General features: G+C 66.6%; 24 protein-coding genes. 3 read left to right on the top strand and 21 right to left on the bottom strand.

Annotated features, from left to right (window positions below; genetic code table 11):
* Positions 1–10 precede the first annotated feature (10 nt).
* The 5 genes from rpmF to F595_RS0108050 form a co-directional block, all read right to left on the bottom strand.
* On the bottom strand, positions 11–193 hold the full coding sequence (rpmF, locus tag F595_RS0108070; RefSeq protein WP_022956361.1) for a 50S ribosomal protein L32: 183 nt from the start codon (positions 191–193) through the stop codon (positions 11–13).
* A gap of 61 nt (positions 194–254) precedes the next feature.
* A complete protein-coding gene (locus F595_RS0108065; protein WP_169446990.1) occupies positions 255–701 on the bottom strand; it encodes a YceD family protein in 447 nt (148 codons plus the stop codon).
* A gap of 130 nt (positions 702–831) precedes the next feature.
* Positions 832–1,797 (bottom strand): signal peptide peptidase SppA, encoded by a 966-nt coding sequence (gene sppA / locus F595_RS13425; RefSeq protein WP_022956359.1) that lies wholly within the window; start codon positions 1,795–1,797, stop codon positions 832–834.
* 63 nt (positions 1,798–1,860) lie between these two features.
* Complete coding sequence (locus F595_RS0108055; RefSeq protein ID WP_022956358.1) at positions 1,861–2,514, bottom strand: HAD-IA family hydrolase; 654 nt, start codon at positions 2,512–2,514, stop codon at positions 1,861–1,863.
* The gene (locus F595_RS0108050) at positions 2,507–3,466 is read right to left on the bottom strand and encodes an RluA family pseudouridine synthase (RefSeq protein WP_022956357.1); all 960 of its coding nucleotides are present in this window, start codon (positions 3,464–3,466) and stop codon (positions 2,507–2,509) included. Before F595_RS0108050 ends, F595_RS0108055 begins: the two co-directional genes overlap by 8 nt.
* 541 nt (positions 3,467–4,007) lie before the next feature.
* Here F595_RS0108050 and F595_RS13420 point away from each other — a divergent pair.
* Entirely contained in the window at positions 4,008–7,004 is a 2,997-nt protein-coding gene (locus F595_RS13420; RefSeq protein WP_022956356.1) for an Rne/Rng family ribonuclease, read from the top strand.
* Positions 7,005–7,117: 113 nt separating this feature from the next.
* On the opposite strand, the gene F595_RS0108040 is transcribed toward F595_RS13420, so the two are convergent.
* From F595_RS0108040 to F595_RS13405, 13 genes are read right to left on the bottom strand one after another with little or no spacing between them, the layout of a single operon-like run.
* Entirely contained in the window at positions 7,118–7,768 is a 651-nt protein-coding gene (locus F595_RS0108040; protein WP_022956355.1) for a PqiC family protein, read from the bottom strand.
* Positions 7,765–9,351 carry a PqiB family protein gene (locus F595_RS0108035; protein WP_228126950.1) on the bottom strand — a complete coding sequence of 529 codons (1,587 nt, stop codon included), beginning with the start codon at positions 9,349–9,351 and terminating at the stop codon, positions 7,765–7,767. Before F595_RS0108035 ends, F595_RS0108040 begins: the two co-directional genes overlap by 4 nt.
* On the bottom strand, positions 9,326–9,991 hold the full coding sequence (locus F595_RS13415; protein ID WP_051144672.1) for a paraquat-inducible protein A: 666 nt from the start codon (positions 9,989–9,991) through the stop codon (positions 9,326–9,328). Before F595_RS13415 ends, F595_RS0108035 begins: the two co-directional genes overlap by 26 nt.
* Positions 9,988–10,590, bottom strand: coding sequence for a paraquat-inducible protein A (locus tag F595_RS0108025; protein WP_026913381.1), 603 nt, complete (start codon positions 10,588–10,590; stop codon positions 9,988–9,990). The genes F595_RS13415 and F595_RS0108025 overlap by 4 nt, the downstream gene beginning before the upstream one ends.
* Positions 10,591–10,606: 16 nt before the next feature.
* Positions 10,607–11,647, bottom strand: coding sequence for a UDP-N-acetylmuramate dehydrogenase (gene murB / locus F595_RS0108020; protein ID WP_022956353.1), 1,041 nt, complete (start codon positions 11,645–11,647; stop codon positions 10,607–10,609).
* On the bottom strand, positions 11,637–12,143 hold the full coding sequence (locus F595_RS13410) for a low molecular weight protein-tyrosine-phosphatase (RefSeq protein ID WP_211213161.1): 507 nt from the start codon (positions 12,141–12,143) through the stop codon (positions 11,637–11,639). Before F595_RS13410 ends, murB begins: the two co-directional genes overlap by 11 nt.
* 14 nt (positions 12,144–12,157) lie before the next feature.
* Entirely contained in the window at positions 12,158–12,931 is a 774-nt protein-coding gene (gene kdsB / locus F595_RS0108010) for a 3-deoxy-manno-octulosonate cytidylyltransferase (RefSeq protein WP_022956351.1), read from the bottom strand.
* A gap of 15 nt (positions 12,932–12,946) precedes the next feature.
* Positions 12,947–13,147, bottom strand: coding sequence for a Trm112 family protein (locus tag F595_RS0108005; RefSeq protein ID WP_022956350.1), 201 nt, complete (start codon positions 13,145–13,147; stop codon positions 12,947–12,949).
* Positions 13,140–14,138 (bottom strand): tetraacyldisaccharide 4'-kinase, encoded by a 999-nt coding sequence (lpxK, locus tag F595_RS0108000; protein WP_211213160.1) that lies wholly within the window; start codon positions 14,136–14,138, stop codon positions 13,140–13,142. Before lpxK ends, F595_RS0108005 begins: the two co-directional genes overlap by 8 nt.
* A complete protein-coding gene (gene msbA, locus F595_RS0107995) occupies positions 14,135–15,904 on the bottom strand; it encodes a lipid A export permease/ATP-binding protein MsbA (protein ID WP_022956348.1) in 1,770 nt (589 codons plus the stop codon). The genes lpxK and msbA overlap by 4 nt, the downstream gene beginning before the upstream one ends.
* A gap of 10 nt (positions 15,905–15,914) precedes the next feature.
* Positions 15,915–16,340: an ExbD/TolR family protein gene (locus F595_RS0107990; RefSeq protein WP_022956347.1), complete on the bottom strand. Its 426-nt coding sequence runs from the start codon at positions 16,338–16,340 to the stop codon at positions 15,915–15,917.
* Positions 16,337–16,969: a MotA/TolQ/ExbB proton channel family protein gene (locus F595_RS0107985; protein ID WP_022956346.1), complete on the bottom strand. Its 633-nt coding sequence runs from the start codon at positions 16,967–16,969 to the stop codon at positions 16,337–16,339. Before F595_RS0107985 ends, F595_RS0107990 begins: the two co-directional genes overlap by 4 nt.
* A gap of 27 nt (positions 16,970–16,996) precedes the next feature.
* Entirely contained in the window at positions 16,997–19,366 is a 2,370-nt protein-coding gene (locus F595_RS13405; RefSeq protein ID WP_022956345.1) for a DNA internalization-related competence protein ComEC/Rec2, read from the bottom strand.
* A gap of 83 nt (positions 19,367–19,449) precedes the next feature.
* Here F595_RS13405 and F595_RS0107975 point away from each other — a divergent pair, with 83 nt between their 5' ends.
* Positions 19,450–20,025 carry a DUF2062 domain-containing protein gene (locus F595_RS0107975; protein WP_022956344.1) on the top strand — a complete coding sequence of 192 codons (576 nt, stop codon included), beginning with the start codon at positions 19,450–19,452 and terminating at the stop codon, positions 20,023–20,025.
* Here F595_RS0107975 and F595_RS0107970 read toward each other — a convergent pair.
* A complete protein-coding gene (locus tag F595_RS0107970; RefSeq protein WP_022956343.1) occupies positions 20,015–20,695 on the bottom strand; it encodes an ABC transporter ATP-binding protein in 681 nt (226 codons plus the stop codon). The two genes, F595_RS0107975 and F595_RS0107970, sit on opposite strands and share 11 nt — an antisense overlap.
* Positions 20,688–21,923: a lipoprotein-releasing ABC transporter permease subunit gene (locus F595_RS0107965; RefSeq protein ID WP_040568403.1), complete on the bottom strand. Its 1,236-nt coding sequence runs from the start codon at positions 21,921–21,923 to the stop codon at positions 20,688–20,690. The genes F595_RS0107970 and F595_RS0107965 overlap by 8 nt, the downstream gene beginning before the upstream one ends.
* A 118-nt stretch (positions 21,924–22,041) precedes the next feature.
* Between F595_RS0107965 and F595_RS0107960 the strand changes: the two genes are divergently transcribed.
* On the top strand, positions 22,042–22,761 hold the full coding sequence (locus tag F595_RS0107960) for a glycerophosphodiester phosphodiesterase (protein ID WP_022956341.1): 720 nt from the start codon (positions 22,042–22,044) through the stop codon (positions 22,759–22,761).
* Positions 22,762–22,803: 42 nt separating this feature from the next.
* Here F595_RS0107960 and F595_RS13400 read toward each other — a convergent pair whose 3' ends face one another.
* Positions 22,804–23,649 (bottom strand): M48 family metallopeptidase, encoded by an 846-nt coding sequence (locus F595_RS13400; RefSeq protein ID WP_022956340.1) that lies wholly within the window; start codon positions 23,647–23,649, stop codon positions 22,804–22,806.
* Positions 23,650–23,663 lie beyond the last annotated feature (14 nt).

The raw sequence follows: 23,663 nt of genomic DNA, 5'->3' as shown, positions 1-23,663 counted from the left end.
GCATGCGTCATCAGCTCTCGTCTTTGGCACCGAACAGCTGATGGCCACGGTAGAAGCCATCCTTGGTGACGTGGTGACGACGGTGCAGTTCACCGGTGGTCTGATCGACGCTCAGGGTCGGACCGGTCAGTGCATCGTGCGAACGACGCATGTCACGACGGGAACGGCTCTTGCGGTTTTGTTGAACGGCCATGGCTTACTCCGGCACTGTCAAAAGTCATTGGGGCGTCTGCATCGCTGCAGTCGCGGGATCATCATTCCGAATCCGTGTCCTGCCGTTTCAAGCCGGCCAGCACCAGGAAGGGATTTTCTTTCTGCGCCACCGGCACGTCCGTTTCCGGCTCGGCCAGCACCACCGCAGGTTCACAGTCGTCATGGCGCGGCACCAGCGGCAACGCCAGGATCAATTCATCTTCCAGCACGGCGAGGAGATCGCAATGACCCTCGTCGTACACAACATAGTCTTCCGACTCGTCCAGCCGCTCGGCCAGCTCCTCATCAGGGAGCAGGAACAGCGACATGTCCGCCGCCACCGGAATCGTCACGGCATCGAGGCAGCGCTGGCAGGTCATCACCACGTCGGCGTGCAGCTCGCCGGTGAGCAGGACCAGCCCGCGCGGGTCGCGGCGAAGACGGCAGGTCACCTGCACAGCGCCGGCGTTCTCGGGCAATCCGGCCAGCAGGCGCTGGAAGCGCTGCACGGGCAGACTGGCGACAAACGGGGCGTCACGATCCGCCCATTTCAGCGGGTCGATGTGCGCAGGGAGCGAGGCTTCTGACATAGGGGCGCGATGATACGGACTCGCCCCGCCCCTGTCAAAGAAAATGCCGTCAGCGCAAACCGTCTGACGGCAGGCTCAGACCCAGGCCCTGACGCAGGCCCAGAGCGACTTCGGTGCCCAGCTGACGGAGCACGCGATCGAACGGATTCGGCACCTGGGTGTAGTCAACCAGCTTCTCCTGCTTCACGACATCACGTGCCACCGAGTGCAGCGAACCGACGCCGTCAGCCAGGCCGAGCGCGATGGCCTGCTCGCCACTCCAGAAGAAGCCGCTGAACAGGTCGGGATGATTGCCCAGACGCTTGCCGCGTCCGTCCCGCACGGCCTTGATGAACTGGCGATGCACGGTGTCGAGCACGGCCTGGACATGCGCCTGCTCCTTGGGATCTATCGGCCGGGTCGGGCTGAGCAGCGCCTTGTGCTGGCCGGCGGTCAGGGTGCGATCCTCGACACCGAGCTTGTCGAGCAGGTTGCCGACACCGAAGCCCGGCATGATCACGCCGATGGAGCCGACCAGGCTGGCCGGATTGACATAGATGCGATCCGCTGCGGCAGCCATGTAGTAGGCACCGGAAGCCCCGGTATCACCGATCACGGCATAGAGCGGCTTGTCCTTGTGCAGGGCACGGAGACGACGCATCTCGCGGTAGATCTCGTCAGACTGCACCGGACTGCCGCCCGGGCTGTTGATGCGCAGCACCACCGCCTTGGCCTCGGCCGACTCGAAGGCCGTGGTCAGGGAGTCGATGAGGGAATCGGCATTGGCCGGCATGTCGGCCGCGATCACGCCATCCACCTGGATCACCGCCACGTGCGGACCGAAGGCGGACGGATCGACACTGACGTCGCGCCCGGCCTGGAAGATCACGAAACCGATCACCGCGATCACCAGCAGTCGCCGCACCCAGCGCCAGCGACGGACACGCCGGCGATCGTTCAGATCCTCCAGCAGAAACCGCTCGACCAGGGACCAGTCCTTGGGCCCGCTCCGCGATGCACCACCCCACTCTGACATGTCATGCTTCCTTTATATGGAAACCGCAGCCATGGTCGTCATGACCGACTGCGACTCCGCAATCTATACCGCACCCAGCCGTGCTGCCAAGTCATCGATGCTGTTGCAAAGCGCCAGCGGGCCATGCGCCAGCAGGCGTTCGGGGGCATGTACGCCGTAGGTGACACCGATGGAGGCCATGCCAAGCGCCTCGGCCATGGCCAGGTCATAGGTGGTATCGCCGATCATGACCGCACGCGACACCGGCACGTTCAGCTCGCGCAACAGTTCACGCAGCATGCGCGGGTCCGGCTTGGAGGCGGTTTCGTCAGCGCAGCGCGTGGCATGGAAGCGCTCGGCCCACCCGGTCTGCGCCAGCACCCGGTCGAGTCCGAGCCGTGACTTGCCGGTGGCGACCGCGAGCAGGCGCTGCTGCCCCTGCAGACGCTGCAGCAGCTGGTCTGCACCGGCATAGGGCTGGCTGCGCCCGCCGGTACCGCCGACAAAATGGGTGGCATAGCGTTGCCGCAACGCCTCGCGCTCTGCCTCGGGCACCTGCGGAAAAAGCACACGCATGGCCTCGGGCAGGCCCAGACCGATGATGTCACGCGCCGCCGCATCCGAGGGCGGAGGCACCCCGAGGTCGTCGGCAGCGGCACGCACGCTGGCCACGATCTGCGCGATCGAGTCCATCAGGGTGCCATCCCAGTCAAAGATGACCAGATCGAAGTCAGCCACGACGCAGCGTCTCCAGACCACGCTGGAAGTCATCATCCGGCTCGGCCTCCAGTGCCAGCCTGGTGCCCGACGGCAGGGTCAGGTTCAGCGAGCGGGCATGCAGGAACAGGCGCGACAGCCCCTTGGCCTTGAAGCGGGCATTGTCGGCATCGCGTCCGTACTTGTCGTCGCCCACCAGCGGATGCCCCAGATGCTGGGCGTGCACGCGGATCTGGTGAGTACGCCCGGTGAGCAGGCGGGCCTCGACCAGGGTGGCGTCCTTGAAACGCTCCAGCACGGTGAACACGGTGATGGCCGCCTTGCCCTCGCGCGAGACACGCACCACGGCCTCGCCACCCGGTCGCTCGGTCTTCAGCAGCGGCGCTTCGACGCGATGCTGAGTGCCGTTGAGGCGACCCGACAGCAGGGCCAGATAACGCTTGTCGACCTCGCCCTGACGCAGCTGCTCATGCAGGGCGCGCAGCAAGGGCCGGTGGGCGGTGACCATGATCAGGCCCGAGGTGTCACGATCAAGACGGTGCACCAGCTCCAGGCTGGCCGCCTGCTCCGGACGCATGGCACGCAGCGCCTCGATGAGGCCGACCGAAATGCCGCTGCCACCGTGCACGGCCAGACCGGCCGGCTTGTTGACCACCAGCAGATGGTCGCGATCATGCACGATGCGTCCGGCGAGCAGTTTCTGCAGGCCTCCGGACGGCTTCACCGTCGGCGCCTCATCGCTCAGGCGCAACGGCGGCACCCGCACCACGTCACCGGCCTGGACACGGTAATCGGGCTTGACCCGGCCCTTGTTCACGCGCACCTCGCCGGTGCGGACGATGCGGTAGACCAGGGTGCGCGGCGTGCCCTTGAGGGCGGTCATGAGAAAGTTGTCCAGGCGCTGATCGGCAAACGCGGCATCCACCGTGATCATGCGTACGGCGGGAACGGACAACGAGGGGGTATCGGTCATGGGGGCTGCCTTGGCGGAACCGTAGTAAATGCTTGGCCTGGATGGAAAATGACTGCTATATTAATGAGTCGCTTGCCTGTGAAGACCGTCGGCAGTTGTGCTGATGGCGGAATTATATCGCAAAGCGACAGTCGCTTGGCGGGAAACGCACCCGAGCCGAGTCCCTGTGACGGCAGCATCTGCCGCTCAGGATGACCGCCGACCCATGCACCTCCCCCACCCGGCACCAGGGCAGTCATTTGCTGCCAGAAACCACAAGCCTCGCGCCGCATCGCGTGCGCAGGCAGGATTTGTTTTGCGGCCCTGATCCCGCGTGAAGGAATCAGGAACCGTGTCAGGCCTCTCCCCCTCGGCCACCCCGAGCCGGACCTGCCTGACCAACAACAGAATGTATTGCTGCGTGCCGGGACTGATCACCTGTCGATCGCCGCGACACGCATCCCTGCACGGCTGACCCATCCGGTCATCCGTACTCGCTGTTGCCGCCAGCCTGTCTGCGGACACCCGATACGGGGCATGAACCCCATGGGTATCCCCGAAAATGAAACGCATGTTAATAAACGCCACGCACGCCGAAGAAATCCGCGTGGCAATGGTCGACGGGCAGCGCCTGTACGACTTTGACCTCGAGCATCGCGGTCGTGTGCAAAAGAAAGCCAGCATCTTCAAGGGTCGCATCACCCGCATCGAACCCAGCCTCGAAGCCGCCTTCGTCGACTTCGGTGGTGACCGTCACGGCTTCCTGCCGCTGAAGGAAGTCGCCCGCGAATACTTCAACAAGACCCCGAAGGAAGCCGGCGGCCGCATCACCATCAAGGATGCGCTGCAGGAAGGCCAGGAAGTCATCGTCCAGGTCGAGAAGGAAGAGCGCGGCAACAAGGGCGCCGCCCTCTCCACCTTCATCTCGCTGGCCGGCCGCTACCTGGTGCTGATGCCGAACAACCCGCGTGCCGGCGGCATCTCGCGCCGCATCGAGGGTGAAGAGCGTCAGGAACTGAAGGATGCGCTCAACGCCATCAACATTCCCAACGACATGGGCGCCATCGTGCGCACCGCCGGTCTCGGCCGCAGCGCCGAAGAGCTGCAGTGGGATCTCGACTACCTGATGACGCTGTGGAACGCCATCCAGGCTGCCGGCAAGGAAAAGTCCGCGCCCTTCCTGATCTATCAGGAATCCAACGTCATCATCCGTGCCGTGCGTGACTACCTGCGCCAGGACATCAACGACGTCCTGATCGACAACGAGTCGGCCTACAACGAGGCCATGGCCTTCGTGCAGCAGGTGATGCCGCACTACCAGACCAAGATCAAGCTCTACAAGGACTCGGTGCCGCTGTTCAACCGCTACCAGATCGAAAGCCAGATCGAGACCGCCTTCCAGCGTGAAGTGAAGCTGCCGTCCGGCGGCTCCATCGTCATCGATCCGACCGAGGCGCTGGTGTCCATTGACATCAACTCCTCGCGCGCCACCAAGGGCAGCGACATCGAGGAAACCGCACTCAACACCAACCTCGAAGCGGCCGACGAGATCGCCCGCCAGCTGCGCCTGCGTGACAGCGGCGGCCTCGTGGTCATCGACTTCATCGACATGACGCCGCCCAAGCATCAGCGCATGGTCGAGGATCGCCTGCGCGACGCGCTGGCCATGGACCGCGCCCGCATCCAGATCGGTCGCATCTCCAAGTTCGGCCTGCTCGAGCTGTCGCGTCAGCGCCTGCGTCCGTCGCTCGAGGAAGCGACCGGTCTGGTCTGCCCGCGCTGCAACGGCACCGGCGTGATCCGTGACGTGCGCTCGCTGGCCCTGTCGATCATGCGCGTCATCGAAGAGGAAGTGCTCAAGGACCGTACCGCGCAGATCAATGCTTCGGTACCGGTTTCGGTGGCCACCTTCCTGCTCAACGAGAAGCGCAAGACGCTGGCTGATCTGGAAGCGCGCAGCAAGGTGCGCATCCTCATCCTGCCGAATCCGCACATGGAAACCCCGCACTACGACGTCACCCGCCTGCGTGACGACCAGGTCGAGGAAGGCGACGAGGATATCGCCAGCTTCAAGATGGTTGAGCGCATCCAGCCGCCGGCACCGGAAATCGTGCTCGACGCCGTCGACGGTGACGCGCCCAAGCGCCAGGTTGCCGCCGTGCGCAACATCCAGCCGGTGACCCAGGCGCCGACGCCGCGTGAACAGCAGCCGCGCGAACCGCAGGCTCGCGAGCAACAACCCGCCCGTGATGAGCGCCCGCGCGATGCTATGCAGGCAGCTGCAGGCAATCGCGGCCAGCGTCAGCCCGCTCGTCCGGCACCGGCTGCCGCCCCGGTGGCAGCACCCGCAACCGGCTTCATGGCCTGGCTCAAGGGCCTGTTCGGCGTCAAGCCGGAGCCCGTGATTCCTGCGCCCAGCATCGAGCCGCGTGGCGGCCAGCGCCAGGGTGGCGGTCAGCAGCGCCCGCGTCAGCAAGGTCAAGGCCAGCAGGCCGGCAACCGCAACGGTCGTGGCCAGGAGCGTCAGCAGGATCGTGGCGAACGCCGCCAGAACAGCGAACTGATGGCCGCTGGTGGTCGCTCGCAGATCGACAAGCCGACCGAGCAGGCTGAACGCCCGCCGCGTCAACCGCGCCCGCCGCGCGAACCGAAACCGGACGTTGCTGCCGGCGACAGCGCTGCGCCGGTGCGCGAGCGTCAGCCGCGCCCCGAACGCGCACCGCGCCCGGAACGTCCGGCGCGTGACGCCGTCGAGGCTGCACCGGTTGTTGGCGACGTCACGATCGATGCCGTCGTGGTGACCGATGGCGCTGTGCCAGCGGTTGCTGGTGAGGCTGCCGAGCAGCCGCGTCGTCGTCGCAACCGTCATCCGGCTCGCCGCCGCGGTCCGCGCGAACGTGATCCGCAGGTGCTGATCGATGCTGGCCTGCCGGTTCCCGCCGAACTCATGCCTGCCGGTGAAAGCGCTGACGCAGCGCCTGTGGCGGCAGCTCCTGACGCCAGCGTGCAGACGGCTGACGCAACGGTCAGTGCCGAGCCGGCAGCAGTCGCCGCTGTCGTTGCTGCTGACAGCGCGGATGCCGTTGCCAGCGTCGAGCCTGTCGCGCTGACGGCTGAAGCCGCTGTTGACGCCAGTGCCGACGCCAACGTCGAGGCCATCGTCGAGACGACAGCGCCGTCTGCCCCGGTGGACATGCCGGCGGTGACTGACGTCGTTGCCACTGAAGCCGTCGTCGAAGCGCCCCGGGTCGAGGCAGCGGTCGCACCCGAGGCCGCTGACACCGGTGCCCTGGCTACCGGTGATACCGTGGCCGAGGTTGATGCAGCCCCTGTCGTCGAGTCCGCAGAGACGGTGGTGGCAACCGTTGCCGATGCCGAGGTGACCCAGGAAGCAGCGTCTCCTGCTACCCATGCCGAGAGCCCCGTGGCTGCTCCCGCCGAAGCCGCACCGCGCCGTGCCTCCAACGACCCGCGCGTGCGTCGTCGCCTGCAACGCGAAGCCGAAGCTCGCGCCAAGGCCGAAGCACAGCAGGCACAGGGAGCGTCCAGCGACAGCTGAACGCCTCTGACCTCAGCAGGGCATGACTGAAAACGCCCCCGCACGCAGACACGTGCGGGGGCGTTTTCACATGGGCTGCTGCCATGCCGGCAGCAACGACTCCTGCCTGACGATCAGGCTCCCGCAGGGCACATCAGCATTGCCGGCGGCCGCCCGGACGCGAGCGCGGCGGACAGCACTGGCTGCAGCTGCCCGGCCAGGCGCGCCAGGACACGCTGATGCGCCTGCACCAGCGCCTCGCCGGAGGCCGTCGCCACCGCTTCACCGAGGCGGGCATGACAGCTGACCAGCTCTTTCTGATCCGGACCCTGCAGGCGCCAGTGCAGATCCCAGAACACGCCAGCCGGTTTCTGCAGGGAAGACTGCAGCTGACGCACATCAAGCTGAAGACGATAGCGCCCCGCGCCTGTTGTCATGACAGGCCCGGCACTGACCTGCACGCCCGGCAGCCCCTGCTCCAGGGAAACCGCCAGGGTTCGGGCAATGTCCTCGGCAAGCGGGCCGGACCAGCGCCATTGCTCTCGGCGGGACACCGTCACCGGCGAGGTCCGCAACACCAGCTGCGGACGATCCACCTCCTCCGGCAGGCGTATCGGCATGATCTCCAGACGGGGGCGTTCGGCCGTCCACGCAGGCGTCACAGCCTGCAGCTGCGGCAAGGGCGTCAAGGTGTAATAGGTCACGGCGGGTGACCCCGCGCAACCGCTCAGCAGCAGCACCGGCAGCAGCATCTGCTGACGCGGGGACAACGGAAAGATGGTCATGGTTGATCCTCGCGCTTGCCCTGGATCAGGGACTCCGGTTGCTCGGACAGCTGCTCGCCAAGCTGACGCAAGGCGCGCGCGGTGGCAGAGAGCTCCTGCAGCGTGCTCTGCAGCTCCTGCTGCAACGGCCCCTCCGGCGCCAGCGTCAATGCTGCCGAGGACATCACTGCGCGCGTCTCCTGCAAGGTCACCCTGGCCTCCGGAGCCAGCTCGGAATCCACGCGACGAATCAGCTGGTCGGTGGCAGCGAGGGTCTTGTTCAGGTTGCTGCCGATCTCGTCCAGCGGCATTTTCTGCACCTTGGCCACGATGTCGGTCACGGCCGACTGCAGCTCGTCCAGGCTGCCCGGCATGGCGGGGATCTCCAGTGGTCGCTGCGCCGGATTCACGGCCACGGCCGCAGCCTTCGGAAAAAAGTCGAGCGCGACATAGAGCTGGCCGGTAAGCAGGTTGCCGTTGCGCAGCTGCGCGCGCAGGCCGCGGCTGATCAGGCGCGCCATGAACTCGTGCGGTTCGCGCTGGCGCGTGCTGCTGCGCAGGCGGTCGGGATAGAGCTGCAGCGTGACCGGCAGCAGCACCATGCGGCGCTCGCGGTCAAAGCGGACATTGATGGTTTTCACCTCGCCCACCACGACACCGCGAAAATCGACCGGAGCACCGGGCGTCAGCCCCCGCAGCGACTGCGGGAAGTTGACCACCACGGTGACCGGCGCGCCGTCAGCCTTGCGCATCGCGGTGCGCTGATCGCCATGCAGCGAGAACACCGTGCCACGCGCCGCCGGGGATGAGGATGCCGCATCGCCATCCTGGAAGGCGATGCCACCGGCAAGAATGGAGGCCAGCGACTGGGTATTGACCTTGACCCCCTCGGCGCCAAGTTCGACATCAATGCCGCTGGCATGCCAGAAACGGCTGTCGCTGGTCACGAAGCGGTCATAGGGTGACTTCACCACAATGCCCAGGGTGACGCCCTGCCCGGACTCGTCCAGCGCGTAATGCGTGACCTGGCCCACCGGGATGCGGCGGTAGAACACCGGTGCACCGATATCCAGGGAGCCCAGCTCCGAGGCCTTCAGCACATAGGTCGTGCCCTTCACGTCGGCAGTGACCACCGGGGGCTCGTCGAGCGCCACGAAATCGCTGCGCTTTTCCGTCGAACGCCCGCTGTCGATGCCGATGTAGGCGCCGGACAGCAAGGTGCTGAGCCCGGAGACCCCGCCCACGCCTATCTGCGGCTTGACCACCCAGAAGCGCGTGTCGCTGACGGCAAACGGTGCCGCCTGCTTGCTCAAGGCAATGGTGGCAATGACGCCGCGCCGGTCCTCGCTGAGCTGGATGTCGGTGATCTTGCCAATGTCGACTTCCTTGTACTTGACCGGTGTCTTGCCGGCCTCCAGCCCCTCGGCGCTGTTCAGGCGCAAGGTGATCTCGGGACCGCGCGCAAGCAGGGACTGCACCGCCAGCGTGATGCCGATGAGGGCTGCCAGCACCGGCACGAACCAGACCAGCGAGGGTCGCAGGCGGGAGGCCGGCCGCGCCTCGGGCGCAGGCAGCTGATCAAGATCCGGCGGGGGTGTCGACACGCTCATCGCTATCCTTCCTGACAGTGACAGGGTCCCAGATCAGTCTGGGATCAAAGCTGAGTGAGGCCAGCATGGTCAGCACCACGACGGCACCGAAGGCCATGGCACCGGCACCGGGCAGCACGGTCGCCAGCGCTTGCGCCTGGACAATGGCCGTGAGCAGGGCAACCACGAAAATGTCCAGCATGGACCAGCGTCCGACGAACTCCAGCAGCCGGTACAAACGGGTGCGCGGCAAGGTCAGGCGAGTATCACGTCGCCATGCCATCCAAACCAGCCAGGTCAATGCCAGCAGCTTGAGCATGGGCACCAGGATGCTGGCGACGAAAACGATGACGGCCAGTGCCGGCGAGCCCTCGATCCACAGGTAGACAATGCCGGTGAAGATGGTGTCATTGCGTACCCCGTAGATGGACTCGGTCACCATCATGGTCATCAGATTGGCCGGCAGGTACAGCACATACGCGGCCAGCAGCAGCGCCGTGGTTCGCGTCAGACTGCCGGGAATGCGCGAGCGCATGGGCGCATGGCAGCGCGTGCAACGCAGCTGATGATCCGCTGCCAGCCCCGTTCCGGCACGATGCACCAGCCCGCACACCGAGCACGGCAGCAGGCCGGCTGACCGGGCTGTCGCCGTCATGCCGACTCGACCTCGATCAGCCGCTCCCACAGCGTGCGCGGCTCCAGTGCCGCCAGTGCCGCGAGCAGCAGGGTCAGCGCGGCAAACGACCACAATGCCACGCCGGGAATCACCTCGGCGGTATTGGCGAGCTTGACCACCGCGATCAGCATCGACAGGAACAGCACGTCCATCATGCTCCAGGGGCGTATGCGCTGGATGACGCGCAGCAGGATGCGCCCGCCCCAGACCGGACGCCCCTGGGCCAGCGGCCACAGCAGCAGCAGAAGCAGCAGCGTGTCGAGCAGGGGAAACACCAGGGCGGTCAGAAAGACCACCACCGACAAGGGTGACAGGCCCTTGTCATGAAGCACCCAGACCGCATCCCAGAGCGTGCAGCTGAGCTGCTGGCCCTGCAGGTCCATGGTCACGACGGGATGGCTGTTGGCCAGCACGAACAGCAGCAGTGCGGCAATGACCAGGGCCAGATGGCGGGAGATCTCGGCCGGGTTGTCACGGTAGAGCACGGCGTCACAGCGCGTGCAGCGGGCGCTGCCGCCAACCGGCAGCGGCTGACGTTGATGCAGCAGGTCACAGTCGGGACAGGCAATCAACGTCATGGCGCCCTCGCCTCGCTCACGGCCGGCCGAGAATGACCGGCTCCTGCTCCAGCTCGATGCCGAACATCTCGTGCACGCTGGCACGGATGTCTGCTGCCAGCGCGAGCAGCTCGCTGCCACGCCCGCCACCCTCGTGCACCAGCACCAGGGCCTGGCGATCATGCACGCCGACGGCGCCTCGACGCAGGCCCTTCCAGCCCGCCTGCTCGATCAGCCATCCGGCGGCGACCTTGACGCCATCCGGCTGGACATGGCCGACCAGGGCCGGGAAGCGCTGACGCAGCTGATCCGCCTGGGCCACCGGAATCACCGGATTCTTGAAGAAGCTGCCGGCATTTCCGATACGGGCCGGATCCGGCAGCTTGCTGCTGCGAATCGCGATGACCGCCTGCGCGACGGTGTTCGCGGTCGGTCGCACGATGCCTTGCTGCTCATGCCACTGACGAATGTCGCCATAGCCCATGCGCAGCGTCGGCTGGAGGCTTGCAGACAACCTGAAGGTGACCTCGGTAATGATGTAGCGGCCCGGCGCGACGGACTTGAACACGCTGTCGCGATAGGCGAAACCGCAATCGGCGGCCGACAGGGTGACCCATTGGCTGGTCTCGCGATCCCAGGCTCGCACGCTGGCCAGCACGTCCTTGATCTCGACACCGTAGGCGCCAATGTTCTGCACCGGTGCAGCGCCCACGGTACCGGGAATCAGCGACAGGTTCTCGAGGCCGGACAGGCCCATGGCGAGCGTGGTCCGGGTCAGGCCATGCCAGCTCTCGCCGGCACCGGCGGCCAGCAGCACGTCATCGCCTTCGCGGCTGCAGACGCGAATGCCCGCGATCGCCATGACAATGACCAGACCGTCGACATCGCCTTGCAGCACGATGTTGCTTCCGCCGCCCCAGATCGTCACCGGCAGGCGCGCGGCCGGCACCGACGACAACACCTCGTGCAGCGCTGCCTCGCTGCGCACCACGGCCAGGAAGCGCGCCTTGCCGGGCAAGCCCAGCGTATTGCGCCGGCTCAGGTCGGCCTGCTCCAGCCAGGTCAGATCAGCAGCCACAACCGGACACTCCCCGCTCCTGCAGGAGCTTTCGCAACAAGGCTTCGGTGGCTGGCTCGACCAGATCCAGCACCTCGTCAAAACCGGACTCATCCCCGTAATACGGGTCTGGCACGTCGCTGCCAGCCTGCTCCGGCAACACATCCAGCAGTCGCATGAAACGGGCGCGCACCGGCTTTCCGGCCGCCCGCTCCGCCTCGGCGAGCTGCTCGAGCCCGCGCAGATTGTCCGCATCCATGGCCACGATCAGGTCGAAGCGCTGCAAGTCCTCCGCGACCACCTGGCGCGCACGCAGCGATTGCATGGCATAGCCGCGCGCAGCAGCCCGGCGGATGCTGCGGGCATCCGGCGCCTTGCCGACATGCCAGCCAGCCAGACCGGCTGAATCAATCTCCACCAGACTGTCCCAGCCGGTACGTTCGAGCTGATGACGCATCACCGCCTCTGCCGTCGGTGAGCGGCAGATGTTGCCGAGACAGACGAAGAGCACGCTCAGGCCGGCTCCGGCAGTCATGCGCCCGAAGCCTCCAGCAGACGACGCACACGCTCGAGATCCTCGGCCGTGTCCACACCCGGCGGCAGGGCCACATCGGCAATGTCGACATGGATGCGGACGCCGCGATAGAGCGCACGCAGCTGCTCCAGCGCCTCGACCTGTTCGATCAGGGCCGGCGGCCAGGACACGTAGTCATGCAGGAAGCCGACGCGGTAGGCGTAGATGCCGAGGTGGCGCAAGTACAGCGACACCGCCTCCGGCGGCAGTTCGGCGCGATTGCGGGCAAAGGCGTCGCGAGCCCAGGGCATGGGTGCCCGGCTGAAATACATGGCATGACCGTCATGGTCACGCACCAGCTTGACGATGTTGGGGTTGAACAGCTGCTCGGCATTCTCCAGCGGTTCGGCCAGCGTGGCGATGCCGGCCGCATCGGCCTGGCGCAGGTTGTCAGCGACCTGGTTGATGACTGCTGGTGGAATCAGCGGCTCGTCGCCCTGGACATTGACCACGATCTCGTCATCAGCCCAGCCGAAATGGGCAGCGACTTCCTGCAGCCGGTCGGTACCGGAGGGGTGATCGCTGCGCGTCATCACCACCGGTGCGCCGAGATCACGCATCACGGCCTGGATGCGCTCGTCATCCGTGGCCACCACGACATCGCTGGCCCCGCTCTGCAGGGCGCGCTCGTAGACATGGGCCACCATGGGCTTGCCGGCAATCGACAGCAGCGGCTTGCCGGGCAGACGGCTAGAGCCGTAGCGGGCGGGAATGACCACGTGAAAACTCATGATGCCGATCTCCGTTCAGCGGCCGCGACTGGCCGGCAGGCTTTCATCCAGCGACAACCGGCGGGCCTCGCCCTCCAGCATCACCGGCAGACCGTCACGCACCGGAAAGGCCAGCGCATCGGCACGGCAGATCAGCTCGGAGGCAGCGGCGTCATAGTGCAGCGGACCCTTGCACAGGGGGCAGGCCAGAATGGCCAGCAGCTTCTTGTCAAGCATGGGGAGGTCTCCAGGCGGCCAGACGTGTCATCAGCGTCTGCCAGAACAGTGGCGGCAGCATAGCCTGAACCGGCACCATCCAGCTATCGGCGGGCGCCAGCCCGCGACACTTGACGGCATCCTTCTCGGTCATCACCAGCGGAGCCGGTGGCGTGAAATGCAGCTCGTCCACGGTGTAGGCATGATGATCCGGAAACGGGTGCTCGATGACCGTGAAGCCGGCCTGGCGCAGCTGCGCGAAGAAGCGAGGCGGATGGCCAATGCCGGCCATGGCATGCACGGTTGCCGGGGGCTGCGGCGGCTGTTGCGGCGTGTCGGCGGCAAGCGGCTGCCAGGAGCCGGGCAGCAGCGACATGACATGCGCATGTGCGGGTACCGGTTCGGGCCGCGACCAGGTCCCGTTGATCACGACCGCATCCGCCGAGGCCAGCCGTGACATGCCTTCGCGCAGCGGACCGGCAGGCAGCAGCCAGCCGGAACCCAGACCGCGCTGGCCATCGATCACCACGATCTCGACATCACGCGCCAGCGCGTAATGCTGCAGGCCGTCATCGCAGACGATGACGTTGCTGTCGGTCTCTGCCAGCACATGACGCACCGCGCGGGCGCGCAGCGGGTCAACCACCACGGGCACGCCGCTGCGACGCGCCAGCAGCAGCGGCTCGTCGCCGACCTCGGCGGCTGGCGAATCCGGCAGAACACGACAGGGATAATCGGCATCACCGCCATAACCGCGGCTGACAATGGCCGGCCGCCAGCCAGCCTGGCGCAGCTGCTCGACCACGGCCAGGGTGACCGGCGTCTTGCCGGTGCCGCCGACGGTGATGTTGCCGATCACGATGACCGGCACCGGTGCCCGCCAGCCACGCAGCAGGCCGGCACGGTAGAGCTGGCGACGCAGTGCCGTGATCAGCCCGAACAGCAGTGACAGCGGCAGCAGCAGGGCGAACAGCGGATGCCCGTCATGCCAGCGTTGATGCCACACGATCAGGCGGTCTCCGTCTCGGACGGCTCGTCCTCGGCAAACTTGCGGCTGTGCAGCTGGGCATAGGCACCCGCCTGCGCCAGCAGCTCGGCGTGGGTGCCCTGCTCGATGATGCGACCGCTGTCCATGACCACGATCCAGTCGGCGTTCTCGATGGTGGACAGGCGATGGGCAATCACCAGCGTGGTGCGCCCGACCATGACCCGCTCAAGCGCGGCCTGGATGAAGTATTCGGACTCGTTGTCGAGGGCGCTGGTGGCCTCGTCGAGAATCAGGATGGGAGCATCCTTGATCAAGGCACGGGCGATCGCCAGACGCTGACGCTGACCGCCGGAAAGCAGCATGCCGTCCTGGCCGACGCGGGTGTCGTAACCCTCCGGCAGCGCCCGAATGAAGTCGTCGGCATACGCCGCCTTGGCGGCCTCGACCACGGTCTCGCGCGGAAGATGATTGAAGGCTCCGTAGGCAATGTTGTTGGCCACGGTGTCATCGAACAGCACGACCTTCTGGCCGACTGCCGCGATCTGCTTGCGCAGCTCGGTCAGCGGGTACTCGTCAATGCGGTGCCCGTCGATGAGGATCTCGCCCTGCTGGGCGTCATGGAAGCGCGGCAGCAGGTTGACCAGCGTGGTCTTGCCGGAGCCAGAGCGACCGACGATGGCCACGGTCTTGCCGGCCGGGACCGTCAGCGAGAAATCCTTCAGCACCGGCTGCGCGGCGTCATAGCCGAACGAGACCTGGCGGAACTCGATGTCGCCCTGCAGGCGACCGATGTGGCGCTGACCGGTATCGCGCTCGTTGTCGAGATCCAGCACCTCGAATACCGACTGGGCGGCGGCGATGCCGCGCTGTAGCTTCTCGTTGACCTCGGTCAGCGACTTGATGGGCTTGGCAAGCAGGCCGGCGGCGGTGATGTAGGCGACAAACTCGCCTGGCGATGTCTCGCCGGAAATGCCGGGCTGCAGGGCCACCCACACCACCACGGCCATGGCCACCGCCATCAGCAGCTGCACCAGCGGGGTGTTGATGGCGCCGGTGACCACCATCTTCATGCCGTTCTTGAGGTTTTTCAGCGAGGCCTGGTCAAAGCGGTTGCGCTCGTAGGCCTCGCCGCCGTAGGTCTTGACCACCTGGAAGCCGCTGATGGTCTCGCTGGCGATGTGGTTCACATCCCCCATGGTCCGTTGCATGCGCTTGGCCAGCTTGCGGAAGCGCTTGCTCGCCGTGCGCACCAGCAAGGCAGCAAACGGGCCGACCAGCAGCAGCGACAGGGACAGCTTCCAGTTGGTCCAGAACAGGTAGGCGAACAGGCCGATGGCGATGGTGCCCTCGCGGATGATGGTCTTGAGTGCCTCGGTGGCGGCGGCGGTGACCTGCTCGACGTTGTAGATCAGCTTGGCGGCAATGTGTCCCGGGCTGTTGCTGTGGTAGTAGCTCGCTGGCAGCACCAACAGCTTGTCAAAGAGGTCCATGCGCAACGCATAGACGACATGACGTGCGACCATGGACATGAAGTAGGTGCCCATGAACGAACCGACGCCGCGAAAGAAGAACAGCACCACGATCAGTACCGGGAACAGGTTCTTGGCGCTCTGATCCTTTTCCTGGATGGCCTCGATGATGTACTTGAGCAGCTGCGCCGCAGCCCACTCGGTCTGGGCATTGATCAGGAAGCCGACCACGGCCAGCAGGAACAGTTTCCAGTAGCGCCGGGTATAGCCCAGCAGCCGCTTGTAGGCCTGCCAGCTGGTCAGCGGAGATGCGGTCATCATGAGTCCTGGGTCAGGGCTTGGCGGTCGCCGCGCTGCGGGTACCGATGCCTAGGTTGCGGAAGCCGAGCTGGCCGGCGAGATCCATCACCGTGACCACGGCCTGATGGGGTGCGTTGCCATCGGCAGTGATCACGAACGGCATGTCACGCTGCGTGCCGGCAGCAGCCTCGATGGCGGCGCGCAGATCTGCCGGGGCGGAGGTTGCCAGGGCCTTGCCATTGACCGCGAACTGGCCGCTGCCATTCACGGACACTTCCAGCGGTCTGGCCTTGACCACGGGGGCCTGGCTGTCCGCCTGGGGCAGCTGGATCTGCAGCTTGCCGGTCTTGGTGAAGCTGGTCGTGAGCATGAAGAAGATGATCAGGAACAGCAGACAGTCGATGAGCGGCGTCAGGTTGAGCTCGAGGCTGTCCTCGACCGGACGGCGCAGCTTCACTCCGCGACTCCGGTCAGGTCGACCTCGCGATCGCCATGCATCATGTCGACCAGACGCACGGCCTGCTGTTCCATGGCCACCATCAGGCTGGCAATGTGACGCTGGTAGTAGCGATGCATGATCATTGCCGGAATCGCCACGAAGATGCCGCCAGCCGTGGTCACCAGCGCCTTGGAAATGCCGGCGGCGAGCGCCGTCGGATCGCCGAGACCACCGGAGCTGGCGACCAGGAAGGCGTCGATGATGCCGACCACCGTGCCCAGCAGACCCAGCAGCGGCGCAATCAGTGCCAGCGTGCCGAGCAGCGTCAGGTAGCGTTCGAGTTCATGCACGACACCGCTGGAGGCATCCTCGATGGCCTCCTTCATGATGGCGCGACCATGATGGGCATTGGCAATGCCGGCAGACAGCAGCACGCCCAGCGGCGAGGAGTCATGCACCGACTGCAGGGCGGCCTGGTCAAGCTTGCCGGCCTCGACCTGGGTCCAGACATTGGCCAGCAGGTCAGGAGGTGCCACCCGCGTGCGCCGCAGCGTCCAGGATCGCTCCAGAATGATGGCCAGCGCCAGCACCGACGCGACGATCAGCGGCAGCATCAGCAAACCGCCGGATTTCACCAGTTCCCACACGGAGACATCTCCCTCAGATCAGGCCTGCTACTCTACGGGAAAGGCCGTCAGTGCGCCAAGCGCCGATCCGCTGTCCGGTCCGTTTCTCCGCCAGTAGCCACCTTCATCGACACGCCAGACCTGCGGTCGCGCATCGGGCCATGACTCCGCCGCACCGAAACGGTAGCGCAAGGCACCACTGGCATCGCTGCGCCAGCCTGGAATGCCGGCCTGTCGCAGGCGCGCCATCACCACCGGCGCCGGGTGCCGATAGCGGTTGCGGTAGCCCAGGGTCGCCACGACCTCGCGCGGACGGATGGCAGCAAGAAACGCCGGCGTGGTCGACGTCCTGCTGCCGTGATGACCCAGCACCAGCAGATCCGCCTTCAGCTTCTCGCCGGGCATGGCAGCCAGCAGACCTCGCTCACCCGCCGCCTCCAGATCTCCGGGCAGCAGCAGCACCTGCCCTGCCACCGTGATGCGCAGCACGCAGGAGTTGTCGTTGTCCGATGCCATGGGGCTGTTCGGCAACGGCCACAGCACCTCGAAACGCACACCGTCCCAGAGCCAGTACTGGCCGGCGACACAGTCCAGCCGTTGCCCGGGTGGCGCCAGACCGGCATCCTGCACCGCCTGCGGCCACGGGCCCAGCCAGGCAGCCACCGGCAATGCCGTCAGCACGGAACGCGCGCCGCCACTGTGATCGGAATCGTCATGGCTGAGGATCAGCCGGTGCAGGCTGGCAACACCGGCCCAGGCCAGATAGGGCACGATGACACGGCTGCCGGCATCGGCACGCGTCCCCTGCGGCGGCCCGGTGTCCAGCAGGGCATGGTGGCTGCGCGTCTGCAGGTGAATGGCAAGGCCCTGGCCGACATCCAGCACCGTCATCTGCAGCTCGCCCTCGCGCAGGGCCGGGCGGGCAAAGACCACCGGCAGCATGAACACCAGTGCCAGCAGCCTGCCGGGCAGGCGCCGGGGCAGCAAGGCACATGCCACCGCCAGCAGCAGCCAGAAACCGGACAGCCCGGGCAGGCTCCAGCGCGACGCGGCAAGTGGCCAGTCGGCAACCTGCTGCAGGAAGGCATCCAGCCAGACCGTCAGCTGCACCGACAGCGCCCACAGTGCCAGCCCGGCTTCCGGCCACAGGGCATGCAGCAGCAGACCGAGCATGGCGGTCGGGACCACCGCGAAGGTCACCCAGGGAATGGCCAGCAGGTTGACCGGCAGACTGACCCAGGAGATGCGCGCGAACACCACCAGCGACAGCGGCAGCAGGCCCCAGGTTGCCAGCCACTGCGCCCGCAGCGCGGCACGCCAGCCCGCCTCCTCGCCCGGCGCCATGCCGCCCAGCATGAGCAGGGCCACGGCCGCAAAGGACAGCCACAGCCCCACGGCATGAACACCCAGCGGATCGCAGGCAAGCACCACGGCCAGCGCCGTCAGAAGCATCTGCCAGCCACTCCACTCCCCCGGCCACCAGCGCATCCAGGTGATGATGCCCAGCATCAGCAAGGTACGTTGCGCCGGAAGCTCGAGCCCCGCGAGGACACCATAGGCGAATGCGGCGAGCAATCCGGCCAGACCTGCCACACGGGGTACCGGCTGCCAGTTCACCAGCCGGCGGCTGCGCGCCCAGCCCGCGGCGGCGATACGGCCGACCAGCCATGCCACCATGGTGATGTGCACGCCGGAAATCGCCACCAGATGCGTGACCCCGGTGCGCGCATAGCGCTCCCAGGCCGCATCGGACATGCCCGCTCTGTCTCCGGTGAGCAAGGCAAGCACCGTGCCTGCCGCATCCGGCTGCTCCGGAAACGCCGCCAGCAGGCGCTCGCGGACAGCAAGGCGAAGGCCGTCCAGCGAGACTGGCGCGAGCTGCTCTCGCTGCCCTGCGCGAATCTGCCCGGTCGCCGTCACGCCGTTCTGATGCCACCAGCGCTCACTGTCGAAAGCGCCGGGATTGACCAGCCCGCGTGGTCGCCGCAAGCGCAGCTGCAGCAGCCAGACCTCGCCCGGACGCAGCGCGGGTGCATCACGCCAGTTCAGCATCCAGCGTGTGCCTGCCTGCCAGCACGGGCCCGGCGCCAGGGGCTCTGCAGCAATGCGCCAGCCGGCCTGCGCCAAGGGCTCGGGCAGGCCGGCCAGACGCACGCGCACCTGCCAGCTGCCCGGCTCGCAGTGCGCCGGCAGCCAGTCCGCCAGCTGACGCCCCGCCACCTGGGTGGCATAGGCTCCGGACAGGGCAAAGGCTGCCAGAGGCAGGGCCAGCGCCAGCCGCCAGGACAGACCACGGCAGCAGGCCAGCGCCGCCGCGACCACCCCGATCGACAGCCACAGCCAGGGGCCCGGCAGCTCATGCCAGACCAGCAGGGACATCACGCCAAGCACCCAGCCGAATAGCCATTTCTCGATCATGTCGGGTGCCCCGGCGTGCCATTCAGCGATGGCCCGAGGTCAGTGTAGACTAGCGCCCGTCATCCAGCCTGTTCGCCTGAACCATGCCCAAAGCCCTGCTGCGCCGCTACCTGCCGGATCCGGACAAGATCCTCGCTTCGCCGTCACTGGGCTTTCTCGGCAGCCGCCTGCGTGATCCGGGTATCTGGCACCTTAACCGGCGCTCCGCATCGGGTGCGGTATTCTGGGGACTGTTCTGCGCCTTCCTGCCCATGCCCATGCAGATGGTGCCGGCAGCCGTCGGCGTGGTGGCATTCCGGGTCAATCTGCCGCTGACCATGGTGCTGGTCTGGCTGACCAACCCGCTGACCTGGCTGCCCTGCATGTACCTGGCCTATACCGTTGGCACCTGGTTCACCGGCACGCCCGGCCTCGGCATGGAGGCCCTGGGCAATGTCATCGACCAGATCAGCAACAGTCTGCCCGGGGTAGGCTCGGGTCAGGGACTGGAGGCTGGAACACCGTTGCGTGCCTACCTCGGCACGTTCGTCCTGGGCAGCCTGGTCACCGGGCTGGGACTGGGTCTCGCCGGCTATGTGGCCATGCGCAGCTACTGGCGCTGGCATGTGGTACGCGCCTGGCAGCAGCGGTGCCGGCAGCGGCAGTCGCTCAGTCGCTGAGCAGCCGCCCGGCATCCATGACCAGGCGGCGATGCGCCAGGGCTGCCAGGCGCTCTTCATGCGTCACGATGACAAAGCTGGTGGCCAGCGACTCGTTGAGCTCGACAATCAGGTCGTGCACGGCATCAGCCGTCTCGCGATCGAGGTTGCCGGTGGGCTCGTCCGCCAGCACCACGGCCGGGCGCGTCACCAGGGCCCGCGCCAGCGCCACGCGCTGACGTTCGCCACCGGACAGTTCGGAGGGCTTGTGCAGGCGCCGCGCAGCCAGGCCGACACGGTCCAGCAGCTCGTCTGCCGCACGCTGCGCCTGCGCCACCGCCAGCCCGCCGAGAATCGCCGGCAACGCCACGTTCTCGCGCGCCGTGAACTCCGGCAACAGGTGATGCAGCTGATAGACGAAGCCCAGATGGCGATTGCGCAGACGGCTGCGCAGCTTCTCGTCCGCCGCGCTGAAGTTCTCGCCCATGAGCAGGATGCTGCCACGCGTGGGCCGCTCCAGTCCGCCCATCAGGTGCATCAGCGTGGTCTTGCCGGAGCCCGAACGCCCCACGATGGCGACCCGCTCGCCCCTGGCAATGCTCAGTGACACGCCGTTGAGCACCTGCACGCTGAGCGGTCCCTCGCTGAAGGCCTGATGCACATCCTGCACCACCAGTACCGGCTCACTCATGACGCAGGGCCTCCGCAGGCTGGATGCGACCGGCTTGGCGGGCCGGATACAGGGTGGCCAGGAAGCTCAGGCCGAAGGCCGTGCAACTGACCCAGAGCACATCACTCCCTTTCAGATGCGACGGCAGGTAGTTGACGAAATAGGCATCGAACAGGGCCACGCCGGAGAGCCGCTCGTAGAAACTGGCGAGATCACTGACCGTCAGCGACAGCAGCACGCCGAGGGCCACGCCGGCAACCGTGCCGCCGAAGCCGACCGCCGTGCCCTGCACCAGGAAAATGCGCTGGATCATGCCCGGCGTGGCACCCAGCGTGCGCAGGATGGCGATGTCGGACTTCTTGTCATTGACCACCATGACCAGGCTGGACACGATGTTGAATGCCGCCACTGCGACAATCAGCAGCAGCAGCAGGGCCATCATGGCCTTTTCCATCTTGATGGCGTTGAACAGATTGCCCTGGGTGAAGCTCCAGTCGGAGCCGTAGAACATCGGCGGCAGGCGGCTCAGCACCTGCTCGTTGACGGCACGTGCCTGGAACAGGTCATTGACCTTGATGCGCACGCCCTGCACGCGATCACCGATGCGCAGCAGACGCCCGGCATCCGCGTAATGCACATAGGCCAGCATGCCGTCGACCTCGGCACCGACCTTGAAGATGCCGGTGACGGTGAAGCGCTTGAAGCGGGGAATCACGCCGGCGGCACTCAGGGAGGCCTCCGGCAGCACCAGGGTCACGGCATCGCCGATGCCGACGCCCAGCGTCGACGCCAGCTGGCGTCCCAGCACGATGCCGAACTCGCCATCACGCAGGCTGTCCATGGTGCCGCTTTCCATGTAGTCCGGCAGGATGGAAACGCGCTTCTCGCGCGCCGGCTCGATGCCGGTGACCATGGCTCCGCTGACCTGGCCATTGGCAGTCAGCATGCCCTGGACCTGGGTCATCGGTGCCGCCGCCGCCACGCCGGCCACCGACTCGACCTCGCGCACTAGGCTCTGCCAGTTGGCGACCGGCTCGGTGGCCGTCAGCGTGGCGTGCGGCACCATGCCGAGAATGCGCTGGCGCAGTTCGCGGTCAAAGCCGTTCATCACCGACAACACGGTAATGAGCACGGCAACACCGAGCATGAGGCCGATCATCGAGCTCAGCGACATGAAGGAGATGAAGCGCTCGCGGCGCCTGGCCCGTGTGTAGCGCAGGCCTATGAAAACGGAGAGTGGTGTATACATAGTGCCGGCGATTAGACCATAGCTGCCAGATGGCGTCACACCCGACACGCCTGAACCGGGCCACGGTTGACGCCGCAGCGGCAGGCATCACCACCAACCACTCAGCAAGGAGCATGTCATGCGACTCATCGGCCACCGTGGCGCCCGTGGCGAGGCCCCGGAAAACACCCTGAGCGGCTTCCGTCACCTGCGCCAGCTCGGCCTGCGCGCCGTCGAGTTCGACATCCAGGTCAGCGCCGACAACGAGCTGGTGGTGATTCACGACCCGCGACTCGAGCGCACCACCAGCGGCCACGGTCCGGTTCGCGACCGGACGGCCGATGCCATGACGGCACTGGACGCCTGCCACAAGCCCTTCCCGTCCTGGCCAGACAGTGACGGCGTGCCGCGACTCGAGGACGTGCTGGCACTGCTCGACGATTTCGAGCATCTGGAACTGGAGGTGAAGTCACAGACACCGGAAGAGGAGTCCGTGGTCATCGCGCGACTTCCCGAACTCTGGCAGCGCTTCCGGCTCGCCGGCCGCGCACGCACCACCTCGTTCAACCCGCGCTATCTGCAGGGCATGCGCGAGGCCGCACCGGACATCGCGCGCGGCTTCCTGTTCGAGGCCGACTTCCACGGCGATGCGTTGCAGGTCGCGCAGGCGCTGGGCTGCTCCTCGCTGGGGCCGCACCAGTCACGCTGCCAGCCGGCGCTGGTGCAGGCGGCGCATGATGCCGGCCTGATCGTGTCAACCTGGACCGTGAACGACGCCGGCCGCGCCCGGGAGCTGGACGCCATGGGTGTCGACGGCCTGATCACGGATATCCCGAGTCAGGCCCTGGGCTGGCTCTGACGGCCATGCCACGCCGCCAGATGCTGTGCCCGGGTGGTGTGCTCAGGTGCGAGGCACCACGGCCGGAGCGCGCACGCCCTGGCGCCGGGCCTGCTCATAGAGTGGCATGACGCGCGGAATGGCGGCCTGCAGGCTCTGGATGCGCTGACCGCTGCCCGGGTGCGTGCTCAGGAAGGATCCGGAGCTGCCACCGGTGGCGGCAGCCATCTTCTGCCACAGCGTCACCGCCGCATTCGGGTTGTAGCCGGCACGCGCCAGCAGTTCGAGCCCCAGCACATCCGCCTCGGTTTCCTGGCCACGGCTGTGCGGCAGGCTGAGCCCGACCTGGGCCGCCGTCTGCAGCAGCTGGCCGGTACCCTGCGACATGCCGGTGACGGCTCCGATCAGGTTGATGCCTGCGCTCTGGGCATAGGCATGCGACATGCGCTCGCGGCCATGCTCGCGCAGGGCGTGCGCCATCTCGTGCCCCATGATGGCGGCGATCTCGTCATCAGTGAGCTTGAGCTTGGTGATGATGCCGGTGAAGAACATGATCTTGCCGCCTGGCGCGCAATAGGCATTGAGCTCCTCGCGCGTCTCCAGGTTGACCTCCCACTGCCAGCCCAGGGCATCGTTGCGGAACGCGGCAACGCCGGGAATCAGGCGATCGGCGATCTTGCGGATGCGCTCCAGGTTGGCCTTGTCGGTGTTGAGCCGGTTCTTGCTGCGCGCCTGGGTCAGCTCCTCGCGATAGGACTGCACGGCCATGGCATCGACCTGTGCCGATGACAGCAGCAGCAGCTGCGAACGATTGACCCCCACTGCCCCGGTCTGGGTCGTGTTGACACAGGCCACCAGCACCGCAGCAGACATCCCGGCAACCGCCGTACGCCACACCCACCGACTCATTGCATTCTCCTTGC

Origin of the sequence: Perlucidibaca piscinae DSM 21586 (assembly GCF_000420045.1) — a bacterium.
In the GTDB taxonomy this organism is placed as follows: Bacteria; Pseudomonadota; Gammaproteobacteria; order Pseudomonadales; family Moraxellaceae; genus Perlucidibaca; species Perlucidibaca piscinae.
This window is presented reverse-complemented; position numbering and strand designations above follow the sequence as displayed.

Excerpts from the sequence above, each read along its gene's own strand:
- rpmF (WP_022956361.1), bottom strand. The coding sequence starts at position 193 with ATGGCCGTTCAACAAAACCGCAAGAGCCGTTCCCGTCGTGACATGCGT.
- sppA (WP_022956359.1), bottom strand. The coding sequence starts at position 1,797 with ATGTCAGAGTGGGGTGGTGCATCGCGGAGCGGGCCCAAGGACTGGTCC.
- F595_RS0108050 (WP_022956357.1), bottom strand. The coding sequence starts at position 3,466 with ATGACCGATACCCCCTCGTTGTCCGTTCCCGCCGTACGCATGATCACG.
- F595_RS13420 (WP_022956356.1), top strand. The coding sequence starts at position 4,008 with ATGAAACGCATGTTAATAAACGCCACGCACGCCGAAGAAATCCGCGTG.
- F595_RS0108040 (WP_022956355.1), bottom strand. The coding sequence starts at position 7,768 with ATGACCATCTTTCCGTTGTCCCCGCGTCAGCAGATGCTGCTGCCGGTG.
- F595_RS13415 (WP_051144672.1), bottom strand. The coding sequence starts at position 9,991 with ATGACGGCGACAGCCCGGTCAGCCGGCCTGCTGCCGTGCTCGGTGTGC.
- F595_RS0108025 (WP_026913381.1), bottom strand. The coding sequence starts at position 10,590 with ATGACGTTGATTGCCTGTCCCGACTGTGACCTGCTGCATCAACGTCAG.
- kdsB (WP_022956351.1), bottom strand. The coding sequence starts at position 12,931 with ATGAGTTTTCACGTGGTCATTCCCGCCCGCTACGGCTCTAGCCGTCTG.
- F595_RS0108005 (WP_022956350.1), bottom strand. The coding sequence starts at position 13,147 with ATGCTTGACAAGAAGCTGCTGGCCATTCTGGCCTGCCCCCTGTGCAAG.
- msbA (WP_022956348.1), bottom strand. The coding sequence starts at position 15,904 with ATGATGACCGCATCTCCGCTGACCAGCTGGCAGGCCTACAAGCGGCTG.
- F595_RS13405 (WP_022956345.1), bottom strand. The coding sequence starts at position 19,366 with ATGATCGAGAAATGGCTATTCGGCTGGGTGCTTGGCGTGATGTCCCTG.
- F595_RS0107975 (WP_022956344.1), top strand. The coding sequence starts at position 19,450 with ATGCCCAAAGCCCTGCTGCGCCGCTACCTGCCGGATCCGGACAAGATC.
- F595_RS0107970 (WP_022956343.1), bottom strand. The coding sequence starts at position 20,695 with ATGAGTGAGCCGGTACTGGTGGTGCAGGATGTGCATCAGGCCTTCAGC.
- F595_RS0107965 (WP_040568403.1), bottom strand. The coding sequence starts at position 21,923 with ATGTATACACCACTCTCCGTTTTCATAGGCCTGCGCTACACACGGGCC.
- F595_RS0107960 (WP_022956341.1), top strand. The coding sequence starts at position 22,042 with ATGCGACTCATCGGCCACCGTGGCGCCCGTGGCGAGGCCCCGGAAAAC.
- F595_RS13400 (WP_022956340.1), bottom strand. The coding sequence starts at position 23,649 with ATGAGTCGGTGGGTGTGGCGTACGGCGGTTGCCGGGATGTCTGCTGCG.